Annotated in this window: 15 protein-coding genes and 1 pseudogene; 10 read left to right on the top strand and 6 right to left on the bottom strand. The window is 65.1% G+C overall.

Annotation, left to right across the window (positions count from 1 at the left end):
• Nucleotides 1-61: 61 nt before the first annotated feature.
• The 3 genes from BLV94_RS08535 to BLV94_RS08525 form a co-directional block, all read right to left on the bottom strand.
• Nucleotides 62-631 (bottom strand): flavin reductase family protein, encoded by a 570-nt coding sequence (locus tag BLV94_RS08535; protein ID WP_072951563.1) that lies wholly within the window; start codon nucleotides 629-631, stop codon nucleotides 62-64.
• A 47-nt stretch (nucleotides 632-678) separates the two neighbouring features.
• Nucleotides 679-1,251, bottom strand: coding sequence for a VOC family protein (locus tag BLV94_RS08530; RefSeq protein WP_072949463.1), 573 nt, complete (start codon nucleotides 1,249-1,251; stop codon nucleotides 679-681).
• A 286-nt stretch (nucleotides 1,252-1,537) separates the two neighbouring features.
• Nucleotides 1,538-2,560 carry an AraC family transcriptional regulator gene (locus BLV94_RS08525; RefSeq protein WP_072949461.1) on the bottom strand — a complete coding sequence of 341 codons (1,023 nt, stop codon included), beginning with the start codon at nucleotides 2,558-2,560 and terminating at the stop codon, nucleotides 1,538-1,540.
• A 240-nt stretch (nucleotides 2,561-2,800) separates the two neighbouring features.
• Between BLV94_RS08525 and BLV94_RS08520 the strand changes: the two genes are divergently transcribed.
• A complete protein-coding gene (locus BLV94_RS08520; protein WP_072949459.1) occupies nucleotides 2,801-3,676 on the top strand; it encodes a fumarylacetoacetate hydrolase family protein in 876 nt (291 codons plus the stop codon).
• Between the two features lie 222 nt (nucleotides 3,677-3,898).
• Here BLV94_RS08520 and BLV94_RS08515 read toward each other — a convergent pair.
• A pseudogene (locus BLV94_RS08515) lies at nucleotides 3,899-5,830 on the bottom strand (acetolactate synthase large subunit).
• 181 nt (nucleotides 5,831-6,011) lie between these two features.
• The gene (locus BLV94_RS08510; RefSeq protein WP_072949458.1) at nucleotides 6,012-6,494 is read right to left on the bottom strand and encodes an Lrp/AsnC family transcriptional regulator; all 483 of its coding nucleotides are present in this window, start codon (nucleotides 6,492-6,494) and stop codon (nucleotides 6,012-6,014) included.
• A 473-nt stretch (nucleotides 6,495-6,967) separates the two neighbouring features.
• On the opposite strand from BLV94_RS08510, the gene BLV94_RS08505 reads away from it, so the two are divergent.
• The 4 genes from BLV94_RS08505 (at nucleotide 6,968) to BLV94_RS48640 (ending at nucleotide 11,213) form a co-directional block, all read left to right on the top strand.
• Complete coding sequence (locus tag BLV94_RS08505) at nucleotides 6,968-9,304, top strand: transketolase-like TK C-terminal-containing protein (RefSeq protein ID WP_072949457.1); 2,337 nt, start codon at nucleotides 6,968-6,970, stop codon at nucleotides 9,302-9,304.
• 16 nt (nucleotides 9,305-9,320) lie between these two features.
• Entirely contained in the window at nucleotides 9,321-10,436 is a 1,116-nt protein-coding gene (locus tag BLV94_RS08500; RefSeq protein WP_072949456.1) for a 2-oxo acid dehydrogenase subunit E2, read from the top strand.
• Nucleotides 10,433-10,714 (top strand): DUF3263 domain-containing protein, encoded by a 282-nt coding sequence (locus BLV94_RS08495; RefSeq protein ID WP_083395531.1) that lies wholly within the window; start codon nucleotides 10,433-10,435, stop codon nucleotides 10,712-10,714. The genes BLV94_RS08500 and BLV94_RS08495 overlap by 4 nt, the downstream gene beginning before the upstream one ends.
• 157 nt (nucleotides 10,715-10,871) lie before the next feature.
• Nucleotides 10,872-11,213, top strand: a complete 342-nt coding sequence (locus tag BLV94_RS48640; protein WP_143051381.1) for a hypothetical protein — start codon at nucleotides 10,872-10,874, stop codon at nucleotides 11,211-11,213.
• Nucleotides 11,214-11,324: 111 nt separating this feature from the next.
• Here BLV94_RS48640 and BLV94_RS08490 read toward each other — a convergent pair whose 3' ends face one another.
• Complete coding sequence (locus tag BLV94_RS08490) at nucleotides 11,325-12,380, bottom strand: Lrp/AsnC ligand binding domain-containing protein (RefSeq protein ID WP_083395530.1); 1,056 nt, start codon at nucleotides 12,378-12,380, stop codon at nucleotides 11,325-11,327.
• 234 nt (nucleotides 12,381-12,614) lie between these two features.
• Here BLV94_RS08490 and BLV94_RS08485 point away from each other — a divergent pair, with 234 nt between their 5' ends.
• The 5 genes from BLV94_RS08485 (at nucleotide 12,615) to hisC (ending at nucleotide 18,284) form a co-directional block, all read left to right on the top strand.
• Nucleotides 12,615-13,850, top strand: coding sequence for an MFS transporter (locus BLV94_RS08485; protein WP_244163562.1), 1,236 nt, complete (start codon nucleotides 12,615-12,617; stop codon nucleotides 13,848-13,850).
• Between the two features lie 8 nt (nucleotides 13,851-13,858).
• Nucleotides 13,859-15,205 carry an amidohydrolase gene (locus BLV94_RS08480; RefSeq protein WP_083395528.1) on the top strand — a complete coding sequence of 449 codons (1,347 nt, stop codon included), beginning with the start codon at nucleotides 13,859-13,861 and terminating at the stop codon, nucleotides 15,203-15,205.
• A gap of 32 nt (nucleotides 15,206-15,237) precedes the next feature.
• On the top strand, nucleotides 15,238-16,560 hold the full coding sequence (locus BLV94_RS08475; protein WP_244163837.1) for an amidohydrolase: 1,323 nt from the start codon (nucleotides 15,238-15,240) through the stop codon (nucleotides 16,558-16,560).
• 196 nt (nucleotides 16,561-16,756) lie between these two features.
• Entirely contained in the window at nucleotides 16,757-16,975 is a 219-nt protein-coding gene (locus BLV94_RS48635; protein ID WP_143051380.1) for a hypothetical protein, read from the top strand.
• A 151-nt stretch (nucleotides 16,976-17,126) separates the two neighbouring features.
• Complete coding sequence (gene hisC / locus BLV94_RS08470; RefSeq protein ID WP_083395527.1) at nucleotides 17,127-18,284, top strand: histidinol-phosphate transaminase; 1,158 nt, start codon at nucleotides 17,127-17,129, stop codon at nucleotides 18,282-18,284.
• The last annotated feature ends 33 nt before the right edge of the window (nucleotides 18,285-18,317 follow it).

The raw sequence follows: 18,317 nt of genomic DNA, 5'->3' as shown, positions 1-18,317 counted from the left end.
GGGAATTCCTTCGAAGTTCTGCGGACGGGGGAGGGCGGCATTACCGGACCGGACGGGGCCGTCAGTCCGGGGTGCAGGCGGTGATGTGGTCGATGATCGGTCGGCGGGGACGTTCGGTGAACCGGGAGTGGGTGCCGAAGGTGCGATTGGCGTAGACCAGTGGCGGCCGTTCGACATTGCAGGCCTTGGCGACCAGTCCGATCAGGAGCAGGTGGTCACCGCCCTCGACGGTGTCGTACAGCTCGCAGGTCACCCAGCCGGCGGCATCGTCGAGGCGGGGAAGCCCGGTGTCGGTGTGCCACGGGGTTCCGGCGAATCGTTCACCGCCGGTACCGCGGCTGGCGAAACGCATCGCGAGGTCCTCTTGCCCGTGGTGGAGCAGGTTGACCCCGAACCGGCCCGCAGCCACGATCCGGGCCAGCAGTGCCGATCGGCGGTCGAAGGCCACGGTGATCAGCGGCGGATCCTGGGACAGGGCCGCGAACGAGCTCGCCGTCGCCCCGTGCGGGCCCTCGTCGTCGGTGGTGGTCACGATCGTCACCGGTGCGCAGACCCGGGCCATCAGATCCCGGAAACGCTTCGGATCGATGCCGGACTCGGTGGTGGGCGCGATGTCGGAGGTGGTGGTCATGATGGGCCTCCCCGGGTCGTGGGTGGGTGGGTGGGTGGGTGGGTGGGTCAGTGGGCGCCGACGAGGACGGTCATCGGGTCGGGCAGATCGGCCTTCAGGGCCCAGACACGGTTGGTGAGTTCGTCGACGGAAGCACCCCTGCGGCGGGCAACCAGCATCGCCTCGGGATCGAACGCGGGCCCGACGGAGTCGCCGGCGTATTCGGGACCGTGCATGTACTCCGTGGCTTGCTCGGGTTCGGCGAAGTTGTCGATCTGCATCTCGACGAAGTTGTCGTCCGGGTCCTGGTAGTACAGCGAGGTGGTCACCCCGTGTGCGATGGAGACGGCGGGCAGAACCCCCTTGTCGCGGAGCAGCTCGTAGCGGTCGAGGAGGTCGTCGAGGTGGTCGAAGGTGTAGGCGACGTGATGCGCGGCCGCGGTGATCGGGCTCTTGCGCTCGAGCGGCATGGGTGGGGTCAGCAGGGCGACGCGGTGGTGTTCCTCGTCGAAGGTGATGAAGCACAACGCCTTGTCCTGGTAGACGACGTGGCCGTCGAGGACGGTGCAGTAGAAGTCTCGCATTTCGGTGGGCTGGGCGGTCTGGAAGACAACGTGCGCGAATTTCGGGATTGCCGACATGACGGTTCACTCTCCTGGGGAGGGGTGCGCAAAGCACCGCTGGCTACGTTGGTGAAACGGGTGAGCTTGTCCGGCAACGGGTTCGCGTGCGCATGCCCCAGGGCCGGGACCCCTTCCGGGGCGATCGGTGACCTGAGACTGCCTCTTCGTTTCCTGTTACCTAGCTCACTTCCGGTTGAGATTCACGTTAGAGCCGGCGCGGGGGTCTGAATATCCGGTTTGCGCTACCGTTCGTCCAGTACGCGAACCGGCGCAGAGCGTTGCTGACAGGGCAACGACGCCGTCGTCAGCTCTGGCGGGTGCCGAGTGTCCGCGAGGGAGTTTCGCCGAATTTCTGCTCGTAGTACTGCGCGAACCGGCCGAGGTGGTTGAACCCCCACCGGAACGCGACCTCACTCACCGTGCAGTCGGGGTCGCGTTCGAGCAGATCGGTCCGCACCCCGTCGAGGCGCAGATTGCGCACATACTCCGACGGGCTCATCTCGAACCGATCGAGGAACAGTTTTTGCAGTTGCCGCACGCCGACCCCGGCGGCCTCGGCGAGATCGGAGACAGTGTGCTGGGCCCCCGGTGCCGCCTGAAGTAGGTCGAGGACCTTGCGCACCGCTGCCGGATTGTCGGAGTCCTCGCCGCTGCTGAGGATCGCTTCGCTCATCGAGTGCCCCTGATTGGCCAGCAACCCGCTGATCAGGGCACGTTCGAGGTGGCTGACCTGCGCGATCAGGGCAGGATCAGGAATCGGCCCGGGGTCGGCGATCGTGTCGAGCAGGATCTGCAGCGTCGACGCCCACCGCCGGCCGGCGGTGGTGGTCAGGTCGAAACCGATGTCGAAGCGCACCCGCCCGTTCACCGGTCTGCCGAGGATCCGACCGAGTTCCTGTTCGAGCGCGGCCCGATCGATCTTGATGCTGACCTGGGTGTTGTCGGCGGCCCATCGCGACAGGAAGGTGTGCTCGCCGGGGGTGTACACCGCCGCCCGCTGCGGGGTCGCCACCACATTCTGCGGGCCGCAGCTGGTTTCCAGCGAACCCGTGAGCGGTAGGTCGATGTGATAGCCGCCGACGGCGCCCGGGTCGATCAGGACATCGGCGCCGAATCGGACGATGCCGACGGTCATATGGGTCAGGCGTACCGCCAGCATCCGCGCATCCGACAGCTGCTGAGTCCCACCGACGATCTCGAGCCGCGCCGGGTAAAAGGTATCGTTGATGCTGGCCCGATAGACGTCGAAGTCATCGGTGGCGCAGAAGATCCCGCGCCGAGACCGAGCGGTCTCGTCGGTGAATGCTGACGCCGGCACATCAACCATGGTTGATCCTTGCTTTCTGGTGTTCTCGGTCCCATGATACGAGGCCCGGTTGTGACGGAGCCCACAGTCCCACCGGTAGTACTTCGCGGGTCGGACGTTCCGGTGCGCGTATCGGATAGCCGCGGGGGCGGGTCTCCGCTTAGGTTCGAGTCGGCCATGACCTGGGTCACACTTTATAGCCCACTGTGCGGGACGTTGTCATCCCGCCTCTGGCAGTACCACGACGAAATTGAGGATTTCATGCGTTTAGCCAATATCGACGATCGTGCCGCTCTGGTGGCAGGCGAGGTCGGAGCCGAGCGGGCGGTGGATCTGGCCACCGCGTCGCGGGGCCGATTCGGTCCCGCACTGGCCGACGTCTACCCGGTGTGGGACGAGGTCATCGCGTGGGTGGAGGGCGAGGACCTTCCCGCCCTCGCCCGGGACGCGGTCGCGATCGACCGGAGCCGGCTCGGGGCGCCGTCCCCTGCTCCGCGGCAGGTGTTCGCCATCGGCCTGAACTACCACGATCACGCGGCCGAGTCCGGATTCGACTCACCCACTGCGCTGCCGCCGGTGTTCACCAAGTATGTCTCCAGCTTCTCCGGACCAGACAGCGAGGTGAGCATCCCGGCCGGCGGCAATGTCGACTGGGAGGTGGAATTGGTCGTCGTCATCGGCCGCGAGACGAGCCGCGTCGCCGTCGCCGACGCCTGGTCGCACGTGGCGGGTCTGACGGTGGGGCAGGATATCTCCGAACGCATCTCGCAGTTGCGTGGCCCGGCAGCCCAGTTCGGGTTGGGCAAGTCCTTTGCCGGTTTCTCTCCGCAGGGGCCGTGGCTGGTCACCCCCGACGAGTTCGCAAACCCCGACGACCTGGAGTTGGGCTGCGCCATCGGCGGCGAGGAGGTCCAGAAGAGTCGGACCAGCGACCTGATCTTCCCGGTGCCGTCGGTGATCGCCGCCCTGTCGGAAACTGTGACCCTCTATCCCGGAGACGTCATCTTCACCGGCACTCCCGCCGGAGTGGGTATCGGGCAGAAGCCGCCGCGATTCCTGCAGCCGGGTGAGCAGCTGACCAGCTGGATCGACGGAATCGGCGAGCTGCACCAGCGGTTCGTCGCCGATCGAAGTTAACTGGCAGCCAATAGGTTCGCCCCGGACGCTTGGTCCAGGGCGAACCTATGTTCGGTCATCGAGCCCAGGAACTGCCGGGTGTCTACCGGCAGAGGACCCTCTGCGGCAGCATCATTGGCGAAGCCGGTGAGACCGTATCGTCGTCGGGCACTGCGGAACGTCCGCCTCCAGACTGTGGTGGTGCGCGAGGTTCCAAGCGATGCTCACCACGGTCGGGCGATTTCACTCCTCCGTTGCGGCCGGTGCCTGCATCGGTCCGTATTCCGTTGCATCTTCGTCGTCGAAGAGGGGGCGGATGTTTTTGGCGGCCATGATCTGGTCGTTGCTCGCGCCGGCGGCGATCATCGGCCACACGAGGGCATCGTCGCTGACGACGAAGTCGATCACCACCGGCCGGTCGTTAATCGCTCGCGCTTGTGCGATGACGGATTCGACATCGTCCTCCCGCTCACAGCGCAGGGCGACGCAGCCGAGTGCGTCGGCCAGTTTGACGAAGTCGGGTATCCGACGCGAGTGGGTGGCGAGGTCGATGCTGGAGTAGCGTCCGTCGTAGTGGATGGCCTGGAGTTGCTTGACCATGCCGAGGTTGCCGTTGTTGATGACGGCCACCTTGATCGGAACACCTTCGATCGCGGCTGTGGCGAGTTCCTGGTTGGTCATCTGGAAGCAGCCGTCGCCGTCGATCGCCCACACTTCGCGTTCGGGCGCAGCAATTTTCGCGCCGAGCGCGGCCGGGACCGCATATCCCATCGTGCCGAGGCCGCCGGAGTTCAGCCATGTCCGAGGCTTCTCGAACCCGATGAAGTGGGCCGCTCACATCTGGTGCTGGCCGACACCGGAAACGTAGATCGCGTCGGGGCCGGCCGCCTTCCCGACCGCCTCGATGACCAGTTGCGGTGAGAGCGCCCCGTCGGCCGGCCGGTCGTAGCTCACCGGGTAGGTGTGTCGCACCTCGTCCAGCGAGGCCCGCCACCCTTCGCGATCCTGGGCGGCGTCGGTTTCGAGGCGGAGGGCGTCAATGAGTGCGCGGACGATCTTCTTGCAGTCACCGACGATGGGGACATCCACCTTTCGGTTCTTGCCGATCTCGGCGGGGTCGATGTCGGCGTGGATCACCTTCGCGTAGGGGGCGAAGGATGCGGCGTGACCGGTGACGCGGTCGTCGAACCGTGCGCCGAGGGTGATCAGCAGGTCACTGCGCTGCATAGCAGCCACGGCGGCCACGGTGCCGTGCATGCCCGGCATGCCGTAGTGCAACCGATGGCTGTCGGGGAACGCGCCGAGCGCCATCAGTGTGGTGACGACGGGAATGCCGGTCAGTTCCGCGAGTTCACGCAATTCGGTTGCGGCACCGGCCTTGATCACGCCGCCGCCGACGTAGAGCACCGGGGCGGCGGCGGAGTTGATCAACGCGGCTGCCGCGCGGATCTGCTTGGAGTGCGGTGTGGTGGTCGGGCGGTAGCCGGGCAGACACCGCTCCGGCGGCCACGAGAACGTGGTCGTCGCTTGCAGGACGTCCTTCGGTATGTCGACGAGCACCGCGCCGGGCCGACCGCTCGACGCGATGTGGAAGGCCTCGGCGATGGTTCGGGGAATGTCCGCGGGGTCGGTGACCAGGAAGTTGTGTTTGGTGATCGGCATGGTGATGCCGCAGATGTCGGCTTCCTGGAAGGCGTCGGTGCCGATGAGCCCGCGGCCGACCTGTCCGGTGATCGCGACGACGGGGACGGAGTCCATCTGCGCGTCGGCGAGTGGGGTCACGAGGTTGGTTGCGCCGGGGCCTGAGGTGGCCATGCAGACCCCGACCTTGCCGGTGGCCTGGGCGTAGCCGGTGGCGGCGTGCCCGGCGCCTTGCTCGTGGCGGACCAGCACATGCCGCACCCGGGTCGATTCCAGCAGTGGGTCGTAGACGGGCAGGATCGCTCCGCCCGGAATCCCGAACACGCAGTCGACGTCGAGTTCTTCGAGGGACCGCACGACGGCCTGCGCTCCGGTGACGCGTTCGGGTAGGTGTCGGATCTCGGCGTGGGTTTGCTGTTCCTCACGGAGTCGGGTGGGTGCACTCACGGGGATGTCCTCTGAATCTGGTTCGGCTGTCGAATCGGCACAGCCGGGCGAAGGAGCAGATTTCTGGCTTCGCGGCCTGCCGGACATCCTCGGGATCGGAGGATGGTGCGCAAGAAGGGTGCAGTGCTCGCGGATGGGTGAGCACGAGTGCCCAGTGAAACACGAACTTCGTTCGACGGCAATCGGCTCCAACGAGTTTCAGCAATCTGCGCGAAACCTCCGCGTCGAGGCGCGTGACCGTGGGCAGAATGCCCAACGCGAGTTGAGATCAGGACGGATTGGCGAGTGAGGTCAGCAGCTGCGTCACGCGGTAGTCGACTAGCTTGCGCATTACGAGAGAAGTGGTGGTCTGCTCGACGCCGTCGATGTCGAGTATGCGGCCGGCGATGCGGTAGAGGTCGTCGGCGTCGCGGGCGACGACATGTACGAGAAGGTCTGTGGCGCCACTGAGCCCGTGCACCTCGACCACTTCGGGAACGTCGTCGAGGGCGTCGGCGATTCGGGTCAGTTTGCGCTGGGTGACGCTGGTCAGAATGAACGCGGTCAGCGGGTATCCCAGCGCACCGGGGTCGATGCGGCGCTCGAATGACTGCAGCACACCCTGCTTCTCGAGTTTGCCGAGGCGCGCCTGGACCGTGTTGCGGGACAAGCCGGTCTTGTCGGCAAGGGCGATCACCGTGGCCCGGGGTTCCTCTGTCAGGGCACTGAGGATCTTCGCGTCGATCGAATCGACGGTGGTCGTGGTGGGCATTCTGCCAACCTCCAGCAGGGTCCATGAGTGGATGGTTCGCAGAATGCTGAAATTCTGCGGTCGGTATTGCGGAAGTGTATGCCGGTGGTCGACTGTAGCGGGAGATCTGCACATGAGATCGCAACACACGGACGGTGCCATGCCGCCCGCAGGTCGGTTCGGTGCCCACAGGTCCGACTACCCGTCACCACCTCTCCGCCTCGCTCATGACCTGGGCGCCGCGGAAGTACCGGCCTCTTGTGGTTCTCGACGTAACACCGAGGCAACGATCGCAACGGTGGACACAGTTCGTCTAGTGGACGGCTCATCGCGCAAACCGGCTAGTTGCGACCGTGGACCGGCCCTAGCGTAAGACTCGAGCGTGACCTAGGTAACAACCCGTCGTAGACCGCACCACGGTGAGGCCTTCTACCGACCAAGAGATATCGAAAACACACCCGCAGCCCCGCTGCGCTACAGCCAGGAAGTGACCCATGACCGCGACGACCTCGTCCGCCGACACGCACGCCCCGATCGCCGGTGACAACTTGGAAACGCTGCGTGACATCGAGCAGCGCGTGTTGTGGCTCTCGACCGCAATGATCCACCACGCCAACCGGGTTCGCCCGAACCCGACGGGCCTGAAGGTGGGTGGGCATCAGGCGTCGTGCGCGTCGATCGCGACCATCATGACCTCGCTGTGGTTCGAGCAGCTCCGGCCGGGGGATCGGGTGTCGGTCAAACCCCACGCCTCCCCGGTGCTGCACGGCATCAACTACCTGCTCGGCGAGCTGGACGAGAAGTATCTGACGACGCTGCGGGAGTTCGGTGGCCTCCAGTCGTACCCCAGCCGGTCGAAAGATCCTGATCCGGTGGACTATTCGACCGGTTCGGTCGGCATCGGCGCGACCGCCCCGATCTGGGGTGCCATCGCCCGCCGCTACGTCGACACCACCATCGGCGGCGCCGGGACGGGCCGGCAGTACTCCCTCGTCGGCGACGCCGAACTGGACGAGGGTGCGGTGTGGGAGGCGATCCTGGACACTTCGGTGTCCGAGCTCGGGGAGATCGTGTGGATCGTCGACCTGAACCGGCAGTCCCTGGACCGGGTGGTGCCGAACATCGCTGCCGGCCGGCTCGAGGCGATGTTCTCCGCCGCCGGGTGGCAGGTGATCACCGTCAAATTCGGGACCCTGCTCGAGTCACTGTTCACCCGGGCAGGTGGGCCGGCGCTACGCACCCGGATCCTGGACATGCCCAACCCGGAGTACCAGCGGCTGCTGCGCTGCGACGCCGCGCAGCTGCGGGTGCGGCTGCCCGGCGACGGCCCCGACGCCGCCGCGATCGCGTCGCTGATCGCCGACCTGGACGACGACACCCTGCTGCGGGCGATCCGCAACCTCGGCGGCCACGACCTCGACGCCCTCCGCGCGGCGTACGGGCAGATCGACGACACCCGGCCCACGGTGATCATCGCCTACACCATCAAGGGCCGTGGTCTGCCGACGCAGGGGCATCCGCAGAATCACTCCTCGCTGCTGACCGTCGAACAGTACGAACAGCTCGCCGCCGAACTCGGCATGGACCCGAACAACCCCTGGGCCCGGTTCGACACCGACAGCACCGCAGGCCGCGTCTGCGCCGCCTCCGCCGAATGGCTCACCCGCGAGCCCGTCGAACCGGCAACCCCTCCTTCGGTGCCGGCGGACATCGGCCGCACCCCGTCCGGGACGTCCACCACCCAGGCCGCCCTGGGTCGCGCGCTGCTGGACCTGTCCCGGGAGGCCCCGGAGGCGGCGAAGCGGGTGGTCACCGTCAGCCCCGATGTCTCCTCCACCACCAATCTGGCGGGGTGGCTGAACAAGGTGGGGGTGTGGTCGCCGAACGAGCGGCGCAACTGGTTCGACGACGACGCCGAGACGATCATGCACTGGCGGGAGAAGCCCACCGGGCAGCACATGGAACTCGGCATCGCGGAGACGAATCTGGTCGGGTTGATGGGTGAGCTCGGTGCCACCTGGAGTCGGTGGGGGCAGCCGCTGTTCCCGATCGGGGTGATGTACGACCCGTTCGTCGAACGCGCCCTCGAACCCTGGTCGTACGGGATCTATGCGGGTGGGCAGTCGATCCTGGTCGGCACCCCGTCCGGGGTGACTCTCGCCGCCGAGGGTGGGGCGCACCAGTCGATCAAGACCCCCTCGATCGGCCTCGAGCAGCCCGGCTGCGTGAGCTACGAGCCAGCGTTCGCGATCGACGTCGAGTGGACGTTGCTCGACAGCATCTCTCGCCTGGGCCGCCCGGACGGCTCCTCGTCGTACCTGCGGCTGTCGACCCGCCCGGTCGATCAGACCCTCGCCGCCGTCCCCACCGATCCCGCGGCGCGGGATCGTCGTCGCCGGCAGGTGGTCGCCGGGGGGTACACCATGCGGCACACCGACAAGCCCGCCGTCACGTTGGTCGGCATGGGTGCGATGCTCACCGAAACCCTCACGGCCGCCGACCGGTTGGCCGAGCAGGGGATCGCCGCGGATGTGGTGTGTGTGACCAGCCCCGGGTTGTTGTTCGAGGCGGTCCAGGCGCGCCGCGGCCTCGCCGACGGCCCGTCGTGGATCCTCGATCAGGTGTTCCCCGCCGGCCGGGCGGCGCCGATGGTGACCGTCCTCGACGGGCACCCGCACACCCTGGCGTTCCTGACCGGGATCAACCACGTCCCCGGTGCGGCGCTTGGTGTCAGCAAGTTCGGGCAGGTCGGCTCCCTCGACGATGTCTACCGCTACCACGGCATCGACACCGACAGCATCGTCCGTGCCGCCCTCAACCTCGTCGACTGACCCCGAAAGACGTGACATGACCACAACCCACAACGGCACCGCGATGGTATTGCCGTCACTCGGCGAGAATGTCACCGAGGCGACCATCACCCGCTGGCTCAAATCCCCCGGTGACCGCATCGAGCACGATGAACCGTTGCTCGAGGTGGCCACCGACAAGGTCGACACCGAAATTTCGTCCCCCGCAGCCGGCATTCTTCTCGAGATCGTCGCGCAGGAAGACGCGCTGGTCGAGGTTGGTGCGGTGGTCGCGGTGCTCGGCGCGGAGGAAGGCGCCGCCGCGGCCACACCGGCTCCGGCTCCGGCTCCGGCCCCCGTGGCCACGCCGACCCCGGCACCGGCAACGGACCCCATCCCGCAACCCGCCCCGACGCCGGCACCGGCACCGGCATCGACCGTTGCGCCGGCAGTCGGTGGCGATCGGGTGGAGAAGCTTCCCCGGATTCGCCGCACCATCGCCAGGCGGATGGTCGAATCCCTGCAGACATCAGCGCAATTGACCACCGTGGTCGAGGTCGACGTCACCGGAATCGCCCGGCTGCGCGGCCGGGCGAAGGTGGAATTCCACCGCCGGACCGGGGTGAAATTGTCGTTTCTGCCGTTCTTCGTCGTCGCCGCCGTCGAGGCGCTCGACGAGCACCCGGTGATCAACTCCTCGCTCGATGCCGACTGCACCGAGGTGACCTACCACTCGGCGGTGCACCTCGGGATGGCCGTCGACAGCGACAAGGGTTTGATGGTGCCCGTCATCGGCGATGCAGGTGCGCTACGCATCCCGGAACTCGCCCGGCGGATTGCCGATTCCGCGGACAGCGTGCGGTCGGGAACGATCCGCCCCGACGACCTGTCCGGCGGCACGTTCACCATCACCAACACCGGCAGCCGCGGGGCCTTGTTCGACACTCCGATCATCAACCAACCCCAGTCCGCCATCCTCGGCATCGGGACCGTCGTCGAACGCCTCGTCCCCACCCGCGGCGAGGGCGGAGCACTGCAGATCGAAGTCCGGTCGATGGCGTACCTGTCGCTGTCCTACGACCACCGCATCGTCGACGGCGCCGACGCCGCCCGCTACCTGAGCGCCGTCCAGCAGCGTCTGGAAGCCGGGTTCGACCCCTCGGAACTGCAGTGAGCACGCTGAGTTCGCGGACCAGCGCGGCGCTGGACGGGCGACCGGTCTGGTCTGACGCCGTTCGCATGGTTGACTTCGCAGCGCAGTGGATGTCGTTCGACGGGGGTGATGAGTACATCCTCCCCGAGTTCGGAATCGACCCCACGGCCTATTACCGGCGGGTTCTCACGATCTTGCAGACTCCGCCCAGCCCGCCGCTCGACCCGGTGGATCGGCAGCGCATCGTCGAGCTCTGCCAGCAGAAACTCACGCTAGCCAAATCCCGACCTTTGTGGTGAACAACTCTCATCCTGTGCCCGTGTTACGCGCGCACAGGTTGAGAGATCGGCGTGTGCCGGCTCCAACCGGTGGGGGGGCTCGGCCGGTCACGAATGCGTAGTACACCCGAACGGGTTATGTGGTGTGGGCCCTGGTCGGAACGAAGGCGGTGCGGATTTGGCCGAGCGCCTCGATCCGACTGATCAGTGTCTCGAGGAGGCCATCGCCAGCCTCGACCGTGCGGACGACCAGCGATGGTGCGCCCGTGCATGCAGCCTCTTCGAGACCTCGGCCGTCTCGAGCTTGTCTGCATCAACAGAAAGTCGTCGCGAGCATGACAAGAAGATTCTTCCTGTGGACACGTTCCACTCCGGGATGCGACTACGAGGTGCTCACGCGACCAATGTCGACGAAGCGGTGCGTTTCGTGATCGGAGAATCGCCGCGTCCTCGAAATCATGATATCGATCGACGGAAAGAACACTGGCACCCACCGATCGACGACGCCGAACCTGCGTAACCGATGACAATATAACGATATTCGATCATCCGCATGATCAAAAACCAACCTCCTGCATCGAGTTCGCCCGCACAATCCCAACCAACGATGGCGGCCGCTCGGTCTGAGTATCTACGTGAGTCGGGTGTGCTCGCCACGGGATCGGCCGTCAGGATGCAGGAGCCATCCATTTCTCTTGCGGGTGCGAAGTGTCACCGAGCTGTCGGCGATCTCGCCGGGATGGAGTATCTGCTCCAGGCGTGCCTGAGTGGCCATCAGATCAGCCATATCGCTGACCCACGCCTGGACGGCGAAGTTCGACGGACCGGTGAGCGACATGCACATTCGGACGCTGCCGTCATTGCGTAATTGAGCGATCGTCTCCTGCAGCTGTACACCGGGAAGGCGGCACCACCACGTCACTGTGATAGGCCACCGAGTGTGCAATTGCGCAACTTCACAGCGGATAGCCAGGTGTCGTGACGCCAGCACGGTGGTGAGCTGGCGACGAATTGTCGACGGCGGACGGCTCAGCCGTTCCGCCAATTCCGCAGCAGTGAAACGGCCATCGTAGGCGAGTTGCTCCTCCAGAGTGGCGATCCGGGATGAGATCGCCGATCGAACATTCGCGGGTTCCCCAACCGCCTTCGACTCGCGCAGCAAGGTCGTCACCGCGTCGCATTGGCTGGGATCCAGTGCGTCCAGACGCCACTGGCTTCCCTCCATATGCACGCGGACGGCCAGGTGTGTCCGCGAGGATGTCACACCGGGAATTCGATTCAACTCGTCGACGAGGAACGCGGCGAGGGTATCGAATGACGTGGCGCTCACGGTCAATAGCAGGTCCCGGCCGCGCGCGGCATGCTCGATCGCCACCACGTGTTCCATTCGCTCCAAGCGGGCAACGACATCGTCGAACAGATCTCTTGCGCAGTCCACTTCGACGAGCGCCACCGACGTGTAACCGCTGTACAGGCCGCGCACCGGGACTGTGGTGACCCACGCCAATCCGGCGTCGCGGAGCCGGCTCCAGCGGTTCGCCAGGGTAATCGGCGAGGCGGCCAGGATCGGAGCGAGTGCGCTCCAACTCGCACGAGGCCAAATCTGGAGGGCATGGATGAGCGCCAGGTCCTCCTCCGAGAGGGCACTTTGCACGATCTCGCCATCCTTCCGCTGTCGAATGAGCATATCTATCGATTCTCGGGCTCAGTGCGGCCTCGCGATGCAGTATGACGCAATCGCCATTCGCACCGTCGCGAACCCACACTGCCTGACTCCGAACTTCCGAACCTTGGAGGCGTCCCCATGGACCCACATGACGAGACTGTGATTCTGGAACCCGGCCGCTCACCGAGCGCCGAGACGAACGATCATGCCGCACCCGCCGAAGCGCAACGCCGGCCTAGATCCGCCAGGACACTGGTGAGCCTGGGAGCAGGCGTTGCAATCGAATGGTACGACTGGAGCGTCTACGCCACGTTCTCGGTGTTCTTTGCTGCCCAGTTCTTCTCGGGGACTGGCAGCGCGGCTCTGCTGAAGACTCTCGCCGTTTTCGCCGCGGGCTTCATCGCCCGACCGATCGGGGGTTTCGTGTTGGGCTGGCTGTCGGATCGGCGGGGCCGGAAGTTCGCGATGATGTGGTCGATCAGCCTCGCCGCGGCCGGCAGCCTGCTCATCGGCCTCACACCCACGGCGGCGTCGATCGGCGTCCTGGCACCGATCGTCCTGGTCTCCGCCCGGCTGCTCCAAGGTCTGGGAACCGGCGGCGAAGTGCCGACGGCGCAAACCTATCTCGCCGAGGCCGCACCACCGCGAACACGGGGCCTGTGGTCGAGCTCGATGTACATCTCCATTTCAGTTGCCGTGCTCTTCGGCACGCTACTCGGAGCATTACTGAGCGAACTGCTGACGAAGGACCAGATGTTCGCGTTCGGTTGGCGAATCCCGTTCCTGATCGGAGGTGCGCTCGGGCTCGTCATCTTGATTCTTCGTTCCGCCCTCCCCGAGACGGAAGCCTTCGAGAGCACCCAGTCGGACGACTCACACCAGGCGAGCGATTCGATCTGGAAAGAGATCCGTCGGCGCCCGAAGTTGCAGGTACGAGTCGTCTGCTTCTGCGTCGGGGGAACGGTCATCTACTACGTGTGGGCCGTGGCGACACCCGCGTTCGCCATCGCCGAACGGGGGATCAACCCGACATCGGCACTGTGGATGGCCTCGATTGCGATGGTGCTGTTCATGATCGCACTTCCGCTCTGGGGGGCACTGTCCGACAGAATCGGTCGACGTCCAGTCCTATTGACTTCCTTCCTATCACTCATCGCCTTGATGTTTCCGCTGAACTGGTTGATCCAAGGAAGTGCCTGGCAATTGCTTCTCGCGATGGGCATCGCACTGATCTTCATCGCAGGTTTGGCCTCGATCACGCCAGCCGTAATCGCGGAGATGTTCCCCACGAGAATTCGTACGACAGGCGCCGCCGTCCCGTACTCCATCGCCACCGCGATCTTTGGCGGAACTGCCCCGTACCTGCTCTCCCTGTTCGACCAACTGCACATGCCCGCAGCCTTCAACCTGTACGTGATGGGCCTGATGGCTGTATCGGCCATCACGGTGTGGTTTATGCCCGAGACCCGCGCAATCTCACTCGACGACTAGGACACCTCATGCAGAAGACACTGACTACGAACGCGACCCACACAGAGCTCAAGGCAATGGCGATCGCCACAATCGACGAGCAGACCAACAGAATCGTTGAACTCAGCCGCGAGATCCAGCGAAACCCCGAGGTCGGGTTCCGTGAACATGGAACGGCGCAGCGGCTCGTCGAACAACTGGAGCACATGGGGCTCGATTATCGCACCGGTCTGGCCCGCACTGGTGTGAAGGCGCGCATGCGTGGCCGATCGGATCGATTCACTGTGGCGATCCTCGGCGAACTGGATTCCGTCATCACACCCGATCACCCGCTTGCCGACCCGGATACCGGTGCCGCACACGCGTGTGGCCATCACATCGAGATCGCAGCCATGATCGGCGCCGCACTCGGTCTCCAAGCGGTCATGGAACACCTCGACGGCGACGTCGTGCTCTTCGGCGTGCCCGCTGAGGAACTCATCGACGTGGACTGGCGACTGTCACTACGCGACGCGGGAGAGCTCGAGTTCGTCTGCGGAAAACCTGAACTCATCCGCCTCGGCGAGTTCGACGACATCGACCTCGGAATGATCACGCATCCCGGCACCAGCGGCCAGGAATCGCTGTTCGAAATGGACCATAGCTGGCTCGGCGCTATCTTGAAAAAGGTCCGCTTCCATGGGCTCACCGCCCACGCCGGCGAGAACCCGCACGAGGGGATCAACGCCCTCAAGGCGCTCACCCTCGCCATGACAGCCATCGACAGCCAGCAGGAGACCTACCGGGACGAAGACTCGATACGGGTGAGTCAACTCGTCGTCAACTCCGGCGACATGGTCAGCACTATCCCCGGAACAACCGATCTGGAAGTCATGATCCGAGGACGCTCAGTAGAGGCGATGCAGGACGCATCGGCGAAAATCGATCGCAGCATGCACGCCGGCGCCATCGCCGTCGGCGCACGCGTCGAAATCGACACCGTAGTGGGCTGTTTCCCCTTCGCACAGGACGAGCCACTGGTAGAAGTCGTTGACGCCAATGCCCGCACCCTCTTCGGTGACAGCGAGATCGACAGTCATGCTGGTGCGCATGGTGCGTCGACGGATTCCGGTGACTTGCAGATGCTCATGCCGATGGTGCTTCCCATCGTGCGCAGCGGTTGCGACGGCCTAATCCACTCCAAGGACTATCAGATCGACGATCACGTCCTCACGGCGGTCAACAACGCGAAACTGCTCGCGAGTAGCGTCATCGACCTGCTCTGCGACGGGGCCGCGAACGCTGCCTCGGTCATCGATCGGAGTGGACCCAAGCTCACCCGCGACGAGTACCTGACCATTCGCCGGAGCATGGAAACCAAGAAGACCTTCGGGTGACGAGAGCAAGGACACCAGTGGACACCGTGACAATAACGACCGTGCCCGTGCCCGGCGAGGCAGCCGCACACGCCGCACACGCTGTGCAGGCTGTCTTGGAAGCTTTGCCGGACGTCCGCGGATGGCAGGAGGACTTCTACCGCGACGTCCACGCACACCCTGAGCTGTCGCACCGCGAGTACAAGACCGCGAAGAAGGTGGCTGGGCGTCTGGACAGCTTCGGCTATCACGTCCACGAAGGCATAGGTGGCACCGGAGTAGTCGGCATTCTCCGCAACGGCGACGGCCCCGTTGTACTGCTCCGTGCCGAAATGGATGCACTGCCGGTCCTCGAAGCGACCGGACTGCCCTACTCGAGCACCGTCACCGACACCGATTCCCATGGAAACGAAGTTCCGGTAGCACACGTTTGTGGGCACGACATGCACACCACATGCCTTCTCGGCGCCGCCCAGTTGCTCGCGGACAGCCGCGAGCACTGGAACGGCACCCTGGTAGCACTCTTCCAGCCTGCGGAAGAGGTCGGTGACGGTGCCCGCCGCATGATCGACGACAACCTCGCCGCGATCATTCCTCGACCAGACGTCGCTCTGGCGCAACATAACTACCAGTTACCCGCCGGGCTGGTAGGCACCCGACCGGGGCCGGCTCTCGCGATAGCAGACAACATGCGGATCACCGTGCACGGGCGCGGCGGCCCGGGTTCGATGCCCCACACCACCATCGATCCGGTGGCCCTCGCTGCGATGATCGTTGTGCGACTCCACACCGTGGTGTCACGCGAAGTGCCACCCTCGGAAACGGCGGTGCTGACCGTAGGTAGCATCCGGGCCGGGAACAAGAGCAACGTCATCCCCGATCGCGCCGTCTTGGAACTCAACATTCGAAGCTACAGCGACCACACGCGAAAAACACTACTGGACGCCATCTACCGGATCGTCGCGGCAGAGTGCCAAGCATCAGCCTGCCCGCGAGACCCCGAGTTCATCCTGTTCGATCAGTTCCCCCTTACGGACAATGACGAGGCCACCACATCGCGGGTGGCGGACGCCTTCACCAGCTTCTTCGGTGACAGAGCGCAATCGATCAATCAGGTGCCCGCGAGCGAAGACTTCAGCGACATCCCCAACGCATTCGGTACTCCGTACACATATTGGGGCATCGGTTGCATCGACCCGGACACCTACCGCAAAGCTGCTGACGCCGGACGAATCGCGCAAGACATCCCGGCGCCGCACGCCCCCAACTTCGCGCCCGTGATCCAACCCACATGCGACACCGGCACCCAGGCATTGGTTGTGGCGGCGCTGGCGTGGCTCGGTGGTCGCGACCAACAGAATAGGGGCGTTGACTGATCACCGGCGCCACGCAGTTCACCTAACGGACAGTTTATCTCGCAGACCGGCTAGTCGCCGCACGGCACCGGCTTCTACCGTTGGTCTTCAGCGTGGCCGAGGCATCACCACACCAGGATGTGCATGTGAAGACCAAGAGTTGCCGAAACCCACACAGAATGAAACGCACACCCTCAGCTTCATCCAGGAAGTGACCATGACCACGACGACCTCGTCCACCGATCCGCATGTCAATGCCAATGCCAATGCCAATGCCAATGCCAGGACGGACAGGTGTCGTGCCTCGATCGTGACGTTGCTGCGGCGGTGGCGGCTAGAACGAAATTCATCGGCGCGCAACGCTCAACGGGTCATCGAGCCGGGCACTCGACTTGGTGAAACTGCCGGAAAAGTGGCCTCCCCACCATGGCGATGATGGAGGGGTATTCCTGCGTGATTTGACTTGATAACGGGATCGCAATCTCGAAGGTTGTACCGCGTTGCCGCAGCAACGGACTCGTCTTCCAGTGTGCGCATGAGCGCACCTGGTACACCCGGGTGCTGGCGACCCCATCGAGAGAGAAGAGATGAACGGACAGTCGAGCGTCGATGGATCCGCCGACGCCCAAGGCCCGCGGCGGACGGCCGGATGGCCCCCCGCCCTCATTGCCGAGGGCGTCGGTCCCCGGCTGCCCTCCGTGCTTGCGGGGATCCCCACCTACGAGCCCGGCAGGCCCGCCCCGGTGGGCGAACGACCGAGCTGGAAGTTGTCCTCGAATGAGAATCCCTATCCGCCCCTACCCGGTGTGTTGGATGCTGCAGTTGCCGCCGCCGGGCAGCTCAACCGGTACCCGGATCTGACCTGCGCCGCTCTGACCCGTGCTCTCGCCGAGCACTGGGACGTACCGATGGACCACATCGCCTTCGGAACTGGTTCGATCGGCCTGATCCAGCAACTGGTGCAGATCAGTGCCGAGTCGGGGGACGAGATCATCTACGCCTGGCGTCCGTTCGAGTCATACCCGATAGTCGCCGAGATCAGTGGCGCCCGATCGATCCAGGTGCCACTCACCGAGGACGAGGCGCACGACCTCGACGCAATGGCCGACGCGGTCACCGACCGCACGCGGCTGATCTTTCTGTGCACCCCGAACAACCCGACCGGTCGAGTGCTGCACCGGACGGACGTGGTTCGATTTCTGGACCGGATACCGGAGCAGGTGCTGGTGGTGATCGACGAGGCGTACGTCGAGTTCGTCCGCGATCCCGACGCTGTGAACGCGCTGGACATGTATCGGACCCGGCCGAACGTGGTTGCCCTCCGCACCTTTTCCAAGGCATACGGTTTGGCCGGGTTGCGCATCGGCTACGCGGTCGCGCATGAGCCGGTGGCCGCGGCGCTTCGCAAGACCGCGGTGGCATTAGGGGTGTCCACGATCGCTCAAAGCGCCGCTCTCGCCTCACTGCAGCGCGAGGACGAACTTCTCGAGAGGGTGTCGCGGCTTGTCGCCGAGCGATCTCGGATGCGTGAGGCATTGCTGGCACAGGGCTGGAGCGTGCCGGACAGTCACGCGAACTATCTCTGGCTTCGCCTCGGCGAACGCAGCGATACGTTCGCCGCCGCGTGCGAGGCGGCTGGGGTAATGGTGCGGCCCTTCGCCTGTGAGGGTGTCCGGATCAGTATCGGCGAGCTCGGCGGGACCGACGCCCTGCTTCGGGTTGCACAGGACTTTGCGCCGCGCTGATCGCGTTCAGCGCATTGGGTAGCGCCCTATTTC

The sequence above is a fragment of the Rhodococcus koreensis genome (genome assembly GCF_900105905.1).
GTDB lineage: Bacteria > Actinomycetota > Actinomycetes > Mycobacteriales > Mycobacteriaceae > Rhodococcus_F > Rhodococcus_F koreensis.
Note: the sequence above shows the minus strand (reverse complement) of the source record. Positions and strands in the feature narration are given on the sequence as shown.